Source organism: Pseudoalteromonas sp. SG41-5, from assembly GCF_014164495.1.
GTDB lineage: Bacteria > Pseudomonadota > Gammaproteobacteria > Enterobacterales > Alteromonadaceae > Pseudoalteromonas > Pseudoalteromonas rhizosphaerae.
Genome location: NZ_JACJFH010000031.1, coordinates 30,530 through 48,747 on the forward strand (window position 1 = coordinate 30,530; position 18,218 = coordinate 48,747).

15 protein-coding genes are annotated in these 18,218 nt (G+C 37.9%); 6 read left to right on the top strand and 9 right to left on the bottom strand.

The window, feature by feature from the left end; genetic code table 11:
- The first annotated feature begins 20 nt into the window (after positions 1–20).
- A complete protein-coding gene (locus tag H5232_RS10240) occupies positions 21–440 on the top strand; it encodes an HPP family protein (RefSeq protein ID WP_149981766.1) in 420 nt (139 codons plus the stop codon).
- An 84-nt stretch (positions 441–524) separates the two neighbouring features.
- Here H5232_RS10240 and corA read toward each other — a convergent pair whose 3' ends face one another.
- Positions 525–1,481, bottom strand: coding sequence for a magnesium/cobalt transporter CorA (corA, locus tag H5232_RS10245; RefSeq protein ID WP_182717992.1), 957 nt, complete (start codon positions 1,479–1,481; stop codon positions 525–527).
- Between the two features lie 338 nt (positions 1,482–1,819).
- On the opposite strand from corA, the gene dps reads away from it, so the two are divergent.
- Positions 1,820–2,344, top strand: coding sequence for a DNA starvation/stationary phase protection protein Dps (gene dps, locus H5232_RS10250; protein WP_182830838.1), 525 nt, complete (start codon positions 1,820–1,822; stop codon positions 2,342–2,344).
- 122 nt (positions 2,345–2,466) lie between these two features.
- Here dps and H5232_RS10255 read toward each other — a convergent pair whose 3' ends face one another.
- Positions 2,467–4,134, bottom strand: coding sequence for a methyl-accepting chemotaxis protein (locus H5232_RS10255; protein ID WP_182760978.1), 1,668 nt, complete (start codon positions 4,132–4,134; stop codon positions 2,467–2,469).
- A 457-nt stretch (positions 4,135–4,591) separates the two neighbouring features.
- Between H5232_RS10255 and H5232_RS10260 the strand changes: the two genes are divergently transcribed.
- Together H5232_RS10260 and H5232_RS10265 are read left to right on the top strand one after the other, a co-directional pair.
- On the top strand, positions 4,592–4,957 hold the full coding sequence (locus tag H5232_RS10260) for a DUF2237 family protein (protein ID WP_149981770.1): 366 nt from the start codon (positions 4,592–4,594) through the stop codon (positions 4,955–4,957).
- 276 nt (positions 4,958–5,233) lie between these two features.
- On the top strand, positions 5,234–6,976 hold the full coding sequence (locus H5232_RS10265; RefSeq protein ID WP_182740135.1) for a SulP family inorganic anion transporter: 1,743 nt from the start codon (positions 5,234–5,236) through the stop codon (positions 6,974–6,976).
- Between the two features lie 7 nt (positions 6,977–6,983).
- Here H5232_RS10265 and H5232_RS10270 read toward each other — a convergent pair whose 3' ends face one another.
- The 5 genes from H5232_RS10270 to H5232_RS10290 form a co-directional block, all read right to left on the bottom strand.
- The gene (locus tag H5232_RS10270) at positions 6,984–9,665 is read right to left on the bottom strand and encodes a DEAD/DEAH box helicase (protein ID WP_220491299.1); all 2,682 of its coding nucleotides are present in this window, start codon (positions 9,663–9,665) and stop codon (positions 6,984–6,986) included.
- Positions 9,666–9,838: 173 nt separating this feature from the next.
- On the bottom strand, positions 9,839–10,135 hold the full coding sequence (locus H5232_RS10275; protein WP_182717990.1) for a hypothetical protein: 297 nt from the start codon (positions 10,133–10,135) through the stop codon (positions 9,839–9,841).
- 28 nt (positions 10,136–10,163) lie between these two features.
- The gene (locus H5232_RS10280; protein WP_182717989.1) at positions 10,164–10,625 is read right to left on the bottom strand and encodes a GNAT family N-acetyltransferase; all 462 of its coding nucleotides are present in this window, start codon (positions 10,623–10,625) and stop codon (positions 10,164–10,166) included.
- Positions 10,626–11,003: 378 nt separating this feature from the next.
- Positions 11,004–13,418 (bottom strand): hypothetical protein, encoded by a 2,415-nt coding sequence (locus tag H5232_RS10285; RefSeq protein WP_182830839.1) that lies wholly within the window; start codon positions 13,416–13,418, stop codon positions 11,004–11,006.
- 286 nt (positions 13,419–13,704) lie between these two features.
- On the bottom strand, positions 13,705–14,403 hold the full coding sequence (locus H5232_RS10290) for an NrtR DNA-binding winged helix domain-containing protein (RefSeq protein WP_149981773.1): 699 nt from the start codon (positions 14,401–14,403) through the stop codon (positions 13,705–13,707).
- 187 nt (positions 14,404–14,590) lie between these two features.
- Here H5232_RS10290 and prs point away from each other — a divergent pair, with 187 nt between their 5' ends.
- Positions 14,591–15,445 (top strand): ribose-phosphate diphosphokinase, encoded by an 855-nt coding sequence (prs, locus tag H5232_RS10295; RefSeq protein WP_182740137.1) that lies wholly within the window; start codon positions 14,591–14,593, stop codon positions 15,443–15,445.
- A gap of 10 nt (positions 15,446–15,455) precedes the next feature.
- Positions 15,456–17,051 carry a nicotinate phosphoribosyltransferase gene (locus H5232_RS10300; RefSeq protein ID WP_182740138.1) on the top strand — a complete coding sequence of 532 codons (1,596 nt, stop codon included), beginning with the start codon at positions 15,456–15,458 and terminating at the stop codon, positions 17,049–17,051.
- A gap of 186 nt (positions 17,052–17,237) precedes the next feature.
- On the opposite strand, the gene H5232_RS10305 is transcribed toward H5232_RS10300, so the two are convergent.
- Positions 17,238–17,711, bottom strand: a complete 474-nt coding sequence (locus tag H5232_RS10305; protein WP_182717986.1) for a hypothetical protein — start codon at positions 17,709–17,711, stop codon at positions 17,238–17,240.
- A 59-nt stretch (positions 17,712–17,770) separates the two neighbouring features.
- On the bottom strand, positions 17,771–18,085 hold the full coding sequence (locus tag H5232_RS10310; RefSeq protein ID WP_182717985.1) for a hypothetical protein: 315 nt from the start codon (positions 18,083–18,085) through the stop codon (positions 17,771–17,773).
- Positions 18,086–18,218: the final 133 nt, after the last annotated feature.

The following is an 18,218-nucleotide window of genomic DNA, read 5'->3' on the forward strand; positions in this document are numbered from 1 at the left end:
GTAATTTAACAGGAGCCAAAATGAGCCAAACAGTTGCAGATTTAATGACATCAGATCCATATGCCGTAAGTGCAGAAAACACCCTACACGACGCACATAATCTAATGAAGGAAAAAAATATCCGCCATATTCCGGTAATTGATCACAATGGCGAACTAGTGGGTATGTTGACACAAAAAATCATGATTGCCCAAGTGATGAATATTATGGCTAATTACAGCCCTAGCGCACTTGAACGAAAGGAAAAACAAACGAAAATACACACTATTATGGCAACCGATTTTGCCACTGTACTAGCAACCCAACCACTGCAAGATGTTGCTCGGTTTTTTGTTGATAACCGCCATGGTTGCATGCCTGTGATCACTGAAAAAAATAAACTCGTGGGTATACTTACCTCGTCAGACTTTGTACGCCTAGCGGCCGCTTTATTATCTTAATGCAAGGTGATAATAAGACCGCTATCCGTATAAAATGAATATAAACTCGTGTAATCGTGTATGCCAAGTAGTCCTTGGCACACACTACAGCCAGCCTTTGTGTTTAAAAAATAAATAAGGGGCAAAGCCCGATAGCAACATAATGCCAATTGCAAATGGGTAACCCCATTCCCATTGCAGCTCAGGCATTATATTAAAGTTCATCCCATATACACTGGCGACTACAGTAGGTGGTAAAAAAACCACCGAAGCAATAGAGAAGGTTTTGATAATTTGATTTTGTTCAATGTTAATAAAACCTTGTGTTGAATCCATCAAAAAGTTCACCTTATCAAACAAAAAGGTACAGTGAGACATTAGCGTATCTATATCAAGTACAATTTCTCGTAGTGATTCGCGATCCTCATTTTGTACACCTAAACGACGTATTAAAAACGAAATATTGCGCCGCGTATCCATTAAACACAAACGCACTTTCCCATTCGCATCCTCTAAACGCGCGATACGACTGACCGCTTCTTCTAGATCAGAGTCATCTTCTTCTAGTACATATGCACTGAGCTTCTCTAACTGATGATGCATATCCTCGAGCATATCAGCATGGTTTTCGACTTTTTGATCGAATAATGTAACCAATAACTGTTTTGGCGTATCACACATTACTTGACCTTTACGTGCTCTTAAGCGTAACAATCGAAAGTCAGCCAGCTCGTCATCGCGAATGGTCAGCAAACAGTTATCCTGAAGTAAACAGGCCACTGTTACCGTATTAAAACGTCCTTCATTGGGCGACATAAACAATGCGTGCACATGCAAGCCTTCATTGTCGATAAAACATCGCGATGAAGCTTCAATCTCTTGCACATCCCCTGACTCAGGAAAAGTTATATTGAGCGTTTTTGCGAGCGTATTTCGCTCATCTTCCGTTGGGTTGATTGTGTCAATCCAGTGTGCATTTCTGATTGATGCTTCAAGAGAAGTATCGGATGAAGGCTCTAACTCTCTGATCACCCCCTGCTCGATAGAAAAAAATCTCAACATGCACTTCTCCTTTAATAACAAGATGGGTTGAGTATATGTAAGTGATGATTAATCAACAATGATAATACACTTCTGTATCACAGTTATTATTGAGAGTAAGTAATTCGCTAACACGTAACAGCATCTTTTATTTTGCAGATTTTACAAAAAAGTGCATATTTTTCATGGCATTTCAAAGAAATGCTTTCATCACCCAACTTCAAAAAACATATAAATTATTAAATATCAGAAACTTAAAAAATAATTTTTATCGGCACAGCCATTGCTTTATATAAACTAACGCATGTTCATAGACTTTATTAGACGCTGTGAACATTCCTTATAAATCAGGAGGAATAATGAGTAACAATAACGAAACAAACAAAATCGCTGAATTTACTGCCCCAGGTATGAATGAAGAATCTGCAAAAAATACCATTGCTGCACTTGATAACCGCATGGTCGCACTGATCGATTTACAATTGACTCTAAAACATATTCATTGGAATGTAGTTGGCCCAAATTTTATTGGCGTGCATGAAATGCTCGACCCTCAGGTTGAAGTGATCAGAGCAATGACCGACACCATCGCCGAGCGAATCGCTACGCTGGGCGGAGTTCCGGTTGGTACTCCAAAATCGATAGTTGATCGTCGTTCATGGCAAGATTACGCAATTGGTAAGGGCTTGGTAAAAGATCATTTAGTTGCGCTTGATAAAGTATACAATGGGATTAATGGCGATCACCGAAGTGCGATTGGCAAGCTATCAGAGCTCGATCCTGTATCTGAGGATATGCTAATTAGCCAACTTGCCGATTTAGAACAGTTTCAATGGTTTGTGCGTGCACACTTAGAATCGTCAACGGGCAAACTCAATAGCTAATCTAGCGGTTTTGTGTTCAGTTTAAACTGATTCATTTATATTTAAAGTCAAAGATCAGGCTATTTAAAGCCTGATCTTTATTTATTACTGCTCAACAATAATACCGCTATTTTTTGTTTATATTAGATCTTAAACTGACCTACCAAATCGCCTAAACTCTCCCCTCGACCAGCTAAGTGATGACTGACTGATGAGGTTGTTTTAATTGAACGAGTAAGCTCATTAACGATTTCTTGAATCGCAAAAACGTTACGGTTAATTTCCTCAGTTACACTACTTTGCTCTGTGGCAGCGGTAGCTATTTGTGTGCTCATATCGTTAATTGTAGTAACCGAGCTGGTTACCGCTCCTAAACTTTCAGAAATTGCGCGAGATGACTCAACTGAGCGATTACAGCTTTGCTGACTTGCCAACATTGCCTTTACCGCAGCCGTGACTAGCGTATGTAACTCATTAAGCATTTCATTAATCTCTAACGTACTCTCTTGTGTACGACTGGCTAAACTTCTCACTTCATCAGCTACAACCGCAAAACCACGGCCTTGCTCGCCAGCCCTTGCAGCTTCAATAGCCGCATTAAGGGCCAGTAAGTTAGTTTGCTCAGCAATGCCACCGATAACACTTAATACACTGTTAATTTTTTTAGATTGTTCACTTAATGAATTAACCTGTTCAGCAGCTTGATTAATCTCACTCATTAAATTTGAAACTTCTTCTAAAGAAACATCTACACATTTTTGAGCATTGGCAACATCTTGCGTGGCTGACTGGGTTGATACCGCCACTTGTGTGGTATTTTGCGCGACTTCCTGAGATGTTGCTGACATTTCGGTGATCGCCGTTGCTACCAGCTCAGTTTCATGATTATGGTTTACTAACTGATTTTCAATTAACTGTGTTTGTGTATTGATATCATTTGATGAATCTTTTACATCACGGGTTACATCTGCCACATTGGTGATAATGCTATGTAGTTTACTAACAAACACATTAAATGAATTACCCAATTGACCAATTTCATCGTTACTATGCACTTCTAAGCGCTTAGTCAGATCACCTTCGCCTTTTGCAATATCATCTAAGTTTTGCACCATATTGTGAATTGGTTTTACCATATTGTTTGCCGCAATTAAGGCAAAAAACACCGTCAACACCACCCAAAATAATGCAATTAATAACAGGGTCGTTACTTTTTCATTCATATGAGCTTGTATTGTTGCTTGGTACTTTGTTAGCTCAGCTTCAATATCATCCATATAAGCGCCCGTTCCTAGCATCCAATCTGTACCAGGAACCATCGCTGCATAGCCCATTTTTTCAACTAAACCCGTTGTATTAGGCTTTTGAAAAGCATAATAAAAAGCACCGCCACCTTGTCTTGCTTGCTCAAGCAACCCAACAATTATTTTTTTACCATTAGGATCGGTCATGGCTATTTTATTTTGCCCTTCAATTGCATCACCCAATAACGCATGGAAAATACTAACGCCTTTTGTATCATAGATAAAAAAGTAACCATCTTTACCAAAAGTGAGATCTCGCAATGCATTTTTTGCATCTTCTTTAGTCCCCTTGGCTAGTTCGTAATTAATTATTTGGCGGCCTATCTCAACCTCAGTTGCTAATAAACTTTCTTTGTCAGCAATTAATTTTGTTTTAAACGATACAAAATTTTGCTGCTGATTTTGATACTCTAAATAATATGAGCTGGCCATTAAACTAATTAACAGCAGCGTGAGCGGCAAAATAGCTAATAGCAACAGCTTATTTTTCAGACTTAGATTACTCATTTTTCCTCACGTGTAACAATGTAAAGCTCCATAGTATTGATACATCGAGAGCTTATAAAAACTGTAATTATACTGCCAATTACAATTAAGTGTTTATTTGAAATCAAAAGCTATTCAAATACCATATTCACATATATATAGATTCTGGATATAAGACAAACGTATAGTAGCCGCAAAGCTACCATAATAAATTTTTACTAGTACAGTAAACGTAAAAATTGCTAGCCAACAAAAACACAATTGCACAATAATCACACAACAAGCAACTATAAATGAATATTGAACTGATTTTGGCCTCGCCATTAGTTTAATAAACTGACGTTTAATATTTTTAATGGCTATGTTATTTGTGATCTCCATGCTATCTATCAATATTCAGCTTTTCATCCACCACGTTTTCACATAGTCTGAAAGCAGACTCAATGTAAAACAATACAAATTATAACAAGGTAGTTTTATGAGCAATCAATTAAATGTATTAGGTACGCGCTTGCATTTGTGCTGCGGGAATACAGGCTACACTCGAGAAGGATTTTGCTATGTCCCTGCATCTGATGTTGGTAACCACAGTGTATGTGCCATCATGACTGATGAATTTTTACAGTTTTCAAAAGCACAAGGCAATGACTTGATAACGCCTAATCCAATGTACGATTTTGCAGGCCTAAAGGCTGGTGATAAATGGTGTTTATGTGCCGTGCGCTGGCACCATGCGGTTGCTGAAAACGTAGCTCCGCCGGTTATACTTGAGGCCACCCATGAAAAATCGTTACAAGTAGTCTCTCTTGAAGTATTAAAGGCTCACCAATACTCTGCACGCTAAAAGTTTCTAATAAGCATTTACACACTCTAAGATAAAGCCATTGCTCTGCGCTGGTTTTATCTTAACCACCATCTAGTATGATATTAGCGATGTGGTAACACCAACCAGCTAATATCGCATATCCTTAAACTTTTTCATCAGACTTAACACTGAACCAAAAGTAGTCCTAAGTCTAAGTATCTGCTATTTATTAAAAAATCCTCAACCCTGAGCTATACTTGTTGGTATATTAAATTTACTATCCAAGTGTGCTTACGATTAAATAAGGAAACTTTAGTGCTGTCGCGTTTGTATGATTTTATGCCGGGTTTAAACACTTTACTTCATTATGAACGAAAGTGGTTTGCTGATGATGTGAGGGCTGCGTTATCCGTTGCCGCCGTTGCTCTACCTGTTGCTATCGCGTATGCACAACTTACTGGGGTTAACGCCGCTGTCGGGCTATATTCATGCATATTACCTATGATTTTATATGCCTTGTTTGGTACTTCCAAACAATTGATTGTCGGACCAGATGCAGCAACATGTGCGGTTATTGCTGCGGTGGTGACACCACTTGCAGCTGGGGACAGTGTTAAACACTGGCAACTCGTTGTAACTATGACCGCGATGACTGGCTTTTGGTGCTTTATTGCTAGCCGATTTAAATTAGGGGTATTAGCAGACTTCTTATCCAAGCCTATTTTAATGGGCTTATTAAACGGTGTTGCAATTACGATTATTGTCAGCCAATTTTCTAAAGTATTCGGTTTTACCTTCGATGACAGATATTTACTTGAACGATTAGGAGGTGTGCCTACTTATTTATCACAAACCCACATTCCTACTCTATTAATGGCCCTGTTTACCCTCGGTGTTTTTTTTGCCATGAAGCGACTAAAACCGACTTGGCCAGCATCTATGTTTGCTATCGCATTTGGTGCCCTATTAGTGTGGGTTTTTAATTTAAAGCAGTTTGATATCAACACAATTGGCACTGTAACCGGTGGCCTTCCAGTGTTTAACACCCCTATTTATGATATTGGTATTATTCGTGAACTTGTCGTGCCTGCACTTAACTTAGCAATAGTTAGCTTTGTCAGTATGATGCTAACCGCTCGCAGTTTTGCAGCTAAAAATGGTTACGACATAGATGCTGACAAAGAGTTTAGAGCGTTAGGTATTGCGAACATTGGCTCTGCTTTATCACAAGGTTTTGCTGTCAGTGGTGCAGACTCTCGTACAGCTGTTAACGATGATTCCGGTGGTAAAACGCAATTAGTGTCGATTATCGCAGCGGGAATTATTGCTGTTATCGCCCTATTTTTAACCGCTCCCCTAGAATTTATTCCCAGTGCAGCATTAGGTGTTGTGCTTATTATTGCTTCAATCCATTTATTAGACTTAAAAGCCATTTGGCTATTAAAGCGTAAAGACAAACAAGCATTTTACCTTGCGCTAGCCACCTTATTCGCAGTGTTATTTATTGGCGTAATACCAGGCATCACTCTCGCTGTACTATTGGGGTTATTCCAGTTTATTCGCACCGTAATGCGCCCTACCGACAATATATTAGGTGTTGATATTAAGGGCGTTGTTAGGAGCCTTGATGCCACAGATAAAGCAAAGTCAGTACAAGGAGTCTTTATTTATCGTTTTAATTCTCCTTTAACTTACTTTAATGCCGGTTACTTTAAACGGCGTTTGCTAGAACAATATGCGCGGCAAAAAGACGACACGCAATGCGTTATTATCGACGCAGTCCCCTGCTTCACCCATTTAGATTTAAGTGTCATGGCCATGCTCGCCGATTTAGACGTGATATTTAAAAAACGTGGTATTCGATTAGAACTTGCTGGCAGAAAGCGGCAATTACTATCATGGTTTGAAATTGCTGGTATGACATCCGGTAAAGACGGCATCTACGTGCATTCAGATCTCTATATTGCCTTACAAAAAAACAGCGTCAGCCAATCAAGTGCCGAAGTAAACTTGTTCGAAACTAAAGAAGTTAAAGATGCCAGTACACAACAAGCCTAAATAAATATTAAGTCTTGTTGTTACTCATCTTCAACCGACTAACAATTGCTTGCATACAGGTATCTCTATCGACAACCCATAAGCCATAGCTTATGGGTAGCATTTCAATATTGGCACGACTAAATAGCTTATAGGTATCCAGTTCAAAGAAATCAGCCCAAGGTCCAGGGTAACCAATCAGATCGACAGCTAAGTAGCGGCCATGATAGCGGCATAAAATATCAACCTCGGTCCCCGCAACAGCATACCCAGGCCATGTTTCTATCTGCAATTTCATCAGCTCTTGTATTACATCGCGTTGAAAATCATCGACATCAGACAAACACGTATGAGCGGCTGCAAACTCACTTACCGAGCCTAAGTAACGTCTTAATAAATAATGTTCTGGTAACTGTGTTTCATCAATGGATAAAAATAAATGCTGTGCTTGTCTTGCCCGCGTTATAGTCACGTTAAAAACATCTGCTTTATTTAAATATACTGCCGCACGTTTTGCATCATTATCGACGGCAAAAGAGATCAACATAACATCGCGTTCCTCCCCCTGAAAACCAAAAGGAGTGGCGGCTCTGAGCTTATGTTTAATTATTTCAGCGTCACTAAAATTAGCGTCTATTTGCTTTGCTATAAAATCTGCTTGGCTTCGAAATGGCGAAACAATTCCGATACTGTGATAAACACCCGCTTCTCGATCATCACTCATTTGCTGTTTTATGCTCGCGATTACAGCGTTGGCTTCGAGCTGATTAACGCCATTTTTATCTCTTTCACCATTAACGCGATGGATAAATAAATGCCCACTGCTTGTACAAGGGCGATGCTGCATTACTTTTAATTTTGATTGATAAAAATAGCGGTTACTAAAATGAATTAACTCAGGTTTACTTCTAAAATGCTCATCTAAAAAGGCTAATTGCTGATCGCTATTGAGTGTATTTAATGTCAAATCTAAAATTGAATTATCACGATAACTAACAACCCCCTCACTCGAGAGTGATAGTTGATTCTTAGTGCGAAGCTGAGCCTCTTTTGATTTTGCTAAAAAAGAGTAATGCCTTAATTGCTTTGTATCGCCAACTACAAGCGCTCGTTTTGCACGATAAAGTGCTGGTAAACAACTGCTAATATTGCACTGTGTTGCTTCATCGATAATAACTAAATCAAACATTTGCGGCTTTAAGGGTAATACCCTATACAGCGAATTCAAACTCACTAACCACACAGGAAACGCCGCTAGCAATGATGAGTATTCTATATTATCAAACAGCTCAAACTGCCTTTTAGAAGTACGACTGCGAATAGCCTGATTAAACGCCTGCAGCGATTTACGCTGAGTGTTAACTAACGTTCGCAAATTAGTATTCTTTAACACGGTTAAATAACGACTAGCCAGCAGCTCTCTTTTTGTTTGTTGATCGTTAATTTCATCTAAAGCAGACCACTGTTTTGCAAGCTTTTTAATACTGCGCTGAGCCCACTTGAGATATAAATTGCTTAACCATTGAATGTCTTTATCTTCAAGCCTTTTAAGGCGTTGACCTCGGATTATCGCTTTGCGACAAAACTTATCAAACCGTTGCTCTAAATCATTAAGTAACACATTTTGTGCTTTTAGCTCTGATTCAAAAATAGCAGGGGCTTTTTCCTGCTCATCCGCTAAATAACCAGACAATAAGTCTGCAATATACGCTTTTAGATTTTTTAAAAACTCTTTTTGCCCAGCCCTGATTGATACTTCACTTAACGCAAAATTCTCATTCAATTTATCGGCAATCACATCAAGTGCCGGGTCATTATTCGCGACAATAAGTACTGACTCACCTCGCGCCATGTGCTCTGCAGCAACTGCGGCAATGGTATAACTTTTCCCTGTACCTGGCGGCCCTGACACACAGCCTAAATGCGCATTAGCAGCAATCGAAATAACTTTCTTTTGTGGTGCTGACAATAAGCCTGGTAAGTAGTCATACTTTAACGACTTAGCCGTGTTCGGCGGCAAATCATTTGAAATTAAAGCATCTATAGGGGGCGAAAGCATCTTTGAGGCTATTATTTCTTCGAGCTCATGGATCACCCCTCGACTGCTGCTTGAACGTTCAACAAACACCAGCATAGAGGCAGGTAAAAGTGTCAAATTTTTACTTTTTAAGGCTTTTTTTATTTTGGCATAATTAACAAGCTCAGGATAATTTAAAAGTTCAAATACGTTTAGCGCTAATGGGCTTTGTTTTAATAATGAAGTCCAAAAATAAGCTGATTGAATATCGGCAGTTTCATCAAGAGGTTCTGCTTCTGGCATTAACAGTTGGGTGAGCGATTCATTAATTTCAGGTTGAGAGTCGATAACCGAAAAGTAATAATCATCATCTTTTTCTATCACGGCTTCATTAAATAAGATAGGTGAAACAACTTGTTTTATCTCACCTTTTATCTCAAGCTTGCCGACTAATATAAAACGCACATACAACAAAACACGTTCACGTTGATATACCTCAACACGCTTTATTATTGGCTCAGCAAACTCTTGAGGAATAGGCATTCGCGGTAAAAAACCTGAGCCTACATCATCCCTTCCTTCAAGCACAAAGCAGTCTTGTTTTTTTAATTTACTCAAATCCCATAGGTTTAAATCCGCGCTATCTTCTTTATAGCAATCGCGGTAATACGAAAGTACATTTTTACTACTCAAAATTTTATTCCATTTAGAAGATATTACTTTTTAATACCGTAAGCATCGAGATAATTAAGATAAATTTGGTCTTAACGTGTTGGAAACTACATTTCGTGACAATACGAAGTCAATTGCAACGTTTTGTTAAGCCTTTTCGATTGCACAGCCATAATCTAAGCTGTTATGTGCTTTTAACTGCACGATTCTAGAGCCTGCTCGAAATGATCTGCTAGCTCAACGTATTGGCTACCCCAGCCATTATCCATTGCAATTTCTTGCAAGGAGGCAGTAGGTAAGAACATGTTGACCATTTGCTCTGGGCTAGAAAGATACCCAGTAGACTTAACAGAGGCAAGGTTTGCTGAAACGACAACAAGTAGCTCTTCAGGTGTTTTACTACTGAACATTGATTCTTCTGAGTCACACAGAAAACTTTCAAGGTGTGTTAAAACCTTTTCCATGTTATCTTTCATTGCTTCAGTTTCCATAGAGCCCTATCGTCACATAACGTCGCAATCACGCGTGCATTGGCTTGTTAAGTTTGAGCTCCATAGGCTGATAAACCAAGCCTGCCGATTCGCCGATTTCGCCACTACGCTCAAACCCATAATTTTCATAAGCGGTCACTGAAGATAGCGACGCGCTAACGGTAACAGTTTCAACCTTCGCATGATTCAAGGCGGATATAAGCAGCTTTCTTCCAATACCACTTTTCTGTGATTCCGGCCGAATAAAAAGCATCGCAACATGGCGACCTTCCTTAAGCTCAATGACGCCCTCGACATTTTCGTTGTTCTCAGCAACCAGCATCAAGTTATCGCCTCTCATCCTATCGAGGAATGCATCGCGCGCAGCGATATTCGAAAAGGTTGTAATCCCCTCATCAGACAATGTGCTTGCAACAGACTGCAAAAAAGAGTCCATGCAAATTGCACTTACAGCTTCAAGGTCCTTCTCTTCCACCTTCCTGATGATCATCAATGTCCCCCAAGAACATAACAACTTATTAAAAGGATCTAAACCCGCGAGTTGCAGACAGAAAACCCTTTGATTTTTTTGATACTTTCAGTCTAACTCTGTATCTAAATGTAAATCAAGAGATTTATATTTGTTGTTTTTTGTTGTTGTAAAATACAAGAAATACCCCCGCGCATTGTTGAAAAAAACGATTTATAAATGCAAGAAAATAAAGCAGCTAAAGATGCGCAAAGCGTTAAGATGGGTGTCACTTTTGTGCTCTGGTGTTCTCCTTAGAAAAAGAACACCACGCAGTAGCAACGTCAGTTTTTAAATTTGGCTATTACCGGACGGTTACGCTGTGCATATTAAGTAAGTTAATTCTTTTTGCATCTTATCTTAGTAGTCGTCGGCACTAAAAAGGAATGAAAGCTTTTCATGACTGAATTTTTTTTTGAGTTTCGTGTAATTGGGTGTTATCAAATTTTGATAGGTTTTAGAGGGTATGTTATTACCACTAAATTTAGAAATGAAGTATTTCACCTCTTTCAATTTTAGTTTCTGAAAATATTCAGGAATAGCATTTTCAAACGTACAATTATTAATCCCTAAATACTGTAGATGTTGTAAATCAGCAACCCATTTAGGGAAATCGATAAAATGTATACCGTCGAAATAGAGCGTTTCCAAATTTGAAAACTCTTTAACGTAATCCGGAAGTTTCTCAATTTTATGATGCGGGTTAAAATCAATAAGATCCAAGCTGGTTAAACTTTCTGGTATGGTTTTAATATCGTCGCCTACGCCCATTAAGTGAAGGCGCTGTAAAGCTGTAAATTGATTAAGCCCAGCATAAGCCTTTTTATCAAAAGCGTAGCATAACGTTATCTCTAGATCGTTTAGTTTGGGAGCCTCTAAAGCTGCTAAAGACGATAGCTCTGTACGCGATAGGGCAAGCTTTTCTAAATGAGGAAGCTGTACAGCAGGGAAATCTTTTATAATTTGGTTATTTTCTATTGAGAGCGCTTGTAAATTAGGCATCTGCTGAAGCAATTCTTTTACATTTTGCGCTTTATAATAGTCTAATTTTAATCCTTTTAATTGAGTAGCAGGGTGCACATTAAGTGCAGCTTCGCTTTCGTTTTGATTTTCTATAAACAGTTTTTCTAATTGCGGACAGTGTTTTAAAACATCTTTTATAGCCGCTGTTGACCAAATAACCTGTAGTTTTTTTAAGTATTCTGGCTTTGGAAAATAAGCAGAATAGTCAATCTCAGGATCTGCCGTTGCTTTAGGAAAATATAGACTTAAGCTTTTGGCTACGATTTTACTAAAAAAATTCTTCATATTGGAGATGCTTAGCGATTGAAAAGACGCTTTTTCAGTTTGTATTAACCTTTCTCCTGGAATAAACTCTTTAATGTTTAAAAGGTCGAGATTGTTAATTTTTTGAGGAAGCACATCACTTTCAATGACTAAATTAGGACATCGTTGAATTTCTAAAGAGTCAAGCAGGTCTATATTTTTTAGCGTTTCAGATAGCTTTTCTATTTCAGAGTTCCATAGTTTGAGGGTAGATAATTTACGGCATGCTCCTAGATTGGCGAATAAAAAATCACAATCATTCATCCCAAAACAAGCAATAGTTTCTAATGCTGGTAAACTTTCTAAACCGGAAGCAAGTTGTGGTAATTCCTTAATACTGTAGATTTCTAATTCCTTTAAATTCGGAAAGCTTTCAGGGTTTTTTATCATATAAGCTAGGAAATCTTCCCGATAAAGCGTCAATTTAGAAACCTGTAGAGTAGTATTAGTATTTATAATGTCTATCGAGTCATCTAATTGTATAACACCTATATCTGGCATAAAGACTAAAGTATCATCAATCTCTTTAACTTTTGGCAGACGCTTAAACCGTACTTTTTTTAGTGTTTTTAATTGATGGATGTTATCTGGAATTTTGGTAAGACTAGGGCAATCAAAAACTTTTATTTCTTCTAATATTTTCAAGGAAGAAAGGTCCGGTAAGGTTTTTAAATTTTCTAAATTTTCTAATTCCAATATTCTTATAGAAGTCGGAAGTTTTAATTGATCAATATTTTTAGTGGTTAAGCCTTTTAATTTTAAAGTTTCAAGATTACTAAGTTGCTGCAAATCTGTAGGCATTTCTAAGGTTACCGTTTCGCCCCCTTTAGCCTGATCAATAGTGAGCTCCTTAAGTTGCTTTAATTGGCTAAAATATTCTGGCACCTTTTGTAAACAAGGGGTTTTTAGCGATATGACTTCTAAATTCTTAAAGTTACTAAAAGAATCTGGGAGTACTGTATACGGCCCTTTAATGTAAAGCGTATTTACCCCACTTAGTGTTCCAAATTCTTCTGGAATACCACTTGCAAATACATTCGTTATGTTCAAACCCGTTATGCCTTGGAGTCGTAAAATAATAGAAGGATCTTTACTTATTTTTTTAGCAACGCTTTCTTCACTTAAAAAGAAACGTGTATACCCCAGCATATTATATAGCTTGCCAATAGGAAAACCTGGATCTATAGCTGCAAAATGCACAAGCGTACTGATGAGTTTTCCGGTATCATCTAATTTTTCAGGAAGCTTATTACGGGTTTTAAAAGCTTTTAACTGAGCTTTACCCGCGTATTTTTCTAAGATTTCTGAAATTTCTTTTACAACGTCTTTATCTCTGTAGAGTTTACCAATTAGAAAAAGCTCATAAAGACTATCCTTCGGATAGTTACTGCTTTCTTGAAGGTACTTGTAGTAAGAAGCTATATGCTCTATATTAAATTTCATTGTCATTTTATTTCTCCGAATTGAATAACCTTTCAATGTTGTCTGAAAGACTTTGATTTACTACACTATTAAATCAGGTAAATGATCTTCCCTTGAAACTCAAGACACCTAGCTTGCCGATTTATACCTAGTTTTAAACTCTTCGGGGGGGACTGATAGCCAAGATGGTTGTGCAGTCTAACTCGATTTTAAAATACTTCAATATAATCTAGTCTGAGCTAGTACATACTCATATAAGCAGGAATAAACTAGCGCTCTTATAAATGAGTCTAGGAGCGCTTCACCTTATACATTAAACACTCAAGTTACGTTCAAAGTTCACAATATCTACATCAGGTTTTACTTTATATAGCTGCGCTAAGCGACCACCAGACTTCACTTTTTCATCGACTTTTTCAAACATATCAGCTGCTTCAATACGCCTAATAATACTCTTTCGCTGTACTGGTTTACCAAGAATAGTTTCAATGACTAACTTAAACTGTCCAACAGTAAAGTGCTCTGGTAAACAATATACGGGGATCATTGAATAAAGCGCTTTCTGTTTTAACCGCTCTTTTGCTTGTTCAATTATAAACTTATGATCAAAAGCGACAGGTAATTCAGTTAGTTTATTTAGATCTATCCATTTTGCATCATCAACAGTTGCTATATGAGTTGATACTTGCGCCTCTGCAATTAATGCAAAATAAACCAAAGTAACACTAAAACCTCTAGGATCTCGGTTAACTCCTGAATACGTTTGTAATTGCTCTAAATACTGAGGGGCAACACTGGTTTTTTCTTTAAGTTTACGCAGCGCAGTCATGCCAACATTGTCATCAATATCAACATTTACAAATCCGCCAGGGAGACCCCATCTACCAGCAAAAGGCTCGCTTGCACGCTTTACCATTAAAACCTTTAAAGCGCCCTCTTTAACTGTGAACAGTACACTGTCGACTGTAAATAAAGGGTTTTTATATTCAGTAATATCGTAATGATTAGCCACAATATGCTCACGCTAAGTTAATGTCTTAATGACACAATAAATCAAACACTTCTCAATTTCAACCTATAGTACAATCATACACCTATCATAAGTTCAGTAATTTAGTTTAAAAAATAGCTTGAATGTAATGAGTACATTTGATAACTTATTTGTGTCGTTAGGACACAAACATTCAAAGGACAAAAAAATGAAAGTATTTAGCTATGACTCAGCAGGAAGTAAATCGTTAATCGATTATGATAATTTCACTTTTTCTGGTGGTGAAGAACATGTCAGATTTAATACCGCTAATTTTTCAGACTCTAAAAAAATAGAGATTTTTGAACGGCTAACCAACTCTTCAAACATGGTTAGATTAATGATTGCTGTCGATGCGTTAAAAAGATTAACAAATGAAAGCACACCTATTGAACTTGTTATTCCTTACTTTCCTTATGCACGCCAAGATAGAGTATGCGTTGAAGGAGAAGCTTTAGGTGCTGCTGTTATGGCAAAGTTTATTAATAACTTAAACTTTTCAAAAGTTACTATTTGGGATGCCCATAGCGATGTATCTCCAGCTTTAATAAATAAAGTGACCAATATTGAACAAATTTCGCTACTCGCCCGCTGCGAAGAGCTAAGCCAACGTTTGTCACAAGGAGAGCTGACCCTTATTTCTCCTGATGCGGGCGCAAGCAAAAAGACCATTAAAATTTCAGAAAAGTTCAATGGTGTACCTGAGGTTATTCAAGCACAAAAAGTCAGAAACTTAAAAACAGGCGAAATAATCAAAACAGAAATTATTGGCGATGTTAAAGGTAAAAGCGTGCTGATTGCCGATGATATTTGCGATGGTGGCAGAACATTTATTGAGCTTGCGAAGGTTCTAAAAAATAATGGTGCAGTTGAAGTTTCTCTTTTTATTACCCACGGTATTTTTTCAAAAGGGCTTGATGTTTTTGAAGGACTAATAGACAAAATTTACACGACTGACTCGTTTAAACCAGCTAATGAATTTAAACATAGTAACAACATTAATTTAGAAATTATTGAGATGTAAGGAAAACACCATGACTATTATAGCTGCAAGTATGCAAAAAGATGTTTATAAAGAATTCCATAGCCGCGCCTATCACCCTGACGTAAGTGAAGTATATGCAAACTTCACATCAAGAAGCGGAAAGCTTAGTAACATAGAAAATAACGATAAAGTGGCGTTTGTTGGTCTACAGTACTTTATTAAAAGCTACCTTTTAGAAGAATGGAATGAGTTTTTCAAAGTGGATAAGGCAACAGCAGTTGCTAATCACAAACGTATTATGAGCTCAATGCTTGGTTATACTGTTGATGTAAAGTATTTAGAAGACTTACATGACTTAGGTTATTTACCATTGAAAATAAAAGCATTACCAGAGGGAACGCTAGTCCCTTATTTAGTTCCGCCTATGACAATCGTCAATACTAAAGCCGGTTTTCAATGGTTAACCAATATGATTGAAACGGTACTAAGCTGCGAAAACTGGCCAATCCAAACAAGTACCACAACCTCTGTTGCCTATTTAAAAGTATTTAAAGAATTTGCAAAAAAAACAGCAATGCCTATGGAGTTTGTACCTTTCCAAGGGCATGACTTTAGCTTTAGAGGGATGTTCGGCAAACATGCTGCCGCTATGAGTGGTTTTGGTCATTTAGCATCAGGACTGGTAGGCACAGACACCATTCCTGCTGTTTTATTTGCCGAAAAATATTACGGCGCTAATGTAGATAACGAGCTTGTAGGTTGCTCTGTTGATGCAACAGAACATTCGGTTACGTGCTCATGGATCATGGAAGGTGAAATTGAGTTTTTCAAATACTTAATGAAAGAGCAGTCACCAAAAGGAATTTTAAGCGTTGTATCAGATACTTGGGACTTTTGGACGTTAGTAACTGATTACTTACCACAATTAAAAAACGAAATAATGGCTCGCGACGGCACATTAGTTATACGCCCGGACTCAGGTGATCCGGTTAAAGTACTCACAGGCTATACTGTTTCACCGGTATCTGATTACAGTGAACTATTCACCACTCAAGATGAAGCTGAAAAAGAAGTCTTACAAAAAGGTTTTGAAGCATACCGTTTTAATGGCCAATATTTTGGCTTTGAAGATAACAACACCATTGAACTGATGGAATGTGAAGTAAAAGGGCTCATCGAATGTTTATGGGATATATTTGGTGGCACCACAACACCAAAAGGCTACAAGCTACTTGATGAACACATTGGCGCTATTTATGGTGATGCTATAACGCTAACCCGTCAACGCCAAATTTTACAAAGGCTGATGGATAAAGGCTTTGCATCAAAAGTCGTATTAGGTATTGGCTCTTACAGCTACCAATATGTGACTCGCGATACACATGGCTCAGCAGTAAAAGCAACGAGCGTAGTCAAAGCTGGTGAACGCTTAGCTATTTTTAAAGATCCTAAAACTGATGCAAAGAAAAAATCAGCAAAAGGGCTCTTAAAAATAGAGCGAGTCAATGGCGAGCTCACCTTGTTTGATGACGTAACCGAGCAAGAAGAAGCACAAGGACTGCTAGAGGTTGTTTTTCAAGACGGTAAATTAGTAAAAGAAACCACCTTGAATGAAATTAGAGAGTGTATAAACCAGCAAATTTAAACCACAGCTGGGGTTTAAGAGGTAATGTTCAAAATCGTTATATGAATAAACCTTACCTTGAACTGTCAGATTTGGTTAGTGGGATTCAATCAAATCTGACAGTCGCATATGCGTCATTTCGGTCATTCAAACAAAAAGTAGCAAAAAGCAAGATGCTACCTCATACGCCTTGTTAGCAGCTCTTTGTTATGGCTTGCCGCGTAGAATGCTTTGTAACAGTTCATAATTACGCCCCACCAAATTACCTACTTGGGGAATGGATGCCAAAAACTCTGAGTTCAATCTAAGCTTGGCTCTAAACTCTTCATGTACAATACAGTCATCTATAAAAGGCCCTGCAGAATTTGCGTTTATACCGCAGTAAAATGAGATCGCATACATCGCTGCAAACGCAATGTCGGGATTTTTGCTACCTGTCATTTTAACGAGAATATATTGAGCAACTGCTCCGTACTGAGGACATAAAATACTGACCAAGCAGCCCTGCCATTGAAGACTTCTGTTTTGCGATACTTCGCTAAGTGTTTTCCAATCTTGCTCGTCAAATTTTTCGATAAGCTTTTCAGCCATTTCGGACTCCCCGCCATCACACCAATCCATTGATTCGTGATCGCTCTTGTTAAGGAAATCATCTAATTTTTTGAATGCAGTGGATGTCATATCGTTCTCAAAAAGCCTCAACGCCTTGCTCAGCTGCATTTTTGGAGTGGAGCAATTTGTTAAATATTAATATTTTTCAATTTGCACCGATTTAATACTTTTAAGTATTTTTCGTTTTCTGTTGTGTTTTCGTTTATTAGAATTTCGTGCATCCATTCGCAATCAGTATCTCTTAAAAACGTTTCATAACCATTCATTTTCAAAAGTGAGCTTATATCGAATTTAGCTTCTCCTCCTCCACTTGCGACACCTCTGCCAATGACTTCACCTGCTCGAAAATAATATTTATTATCACTTTCTTCCAACATTAGGTAGTGAATTTCTGGTGGGTTTCTATCAAGATGCTGCACTTCTGAAACCAAATGTGTAGCCATAGTTTATCCCTGCGTATTCTCATGACTTTGATCACCGATTCTCATCAGCTTTGATCACCTGATTTATCATTTTGTAGAGCCGTTTTTAAATTAGCTTAACTGATCATCATCAGTCAATTTATTTAACTGTTTT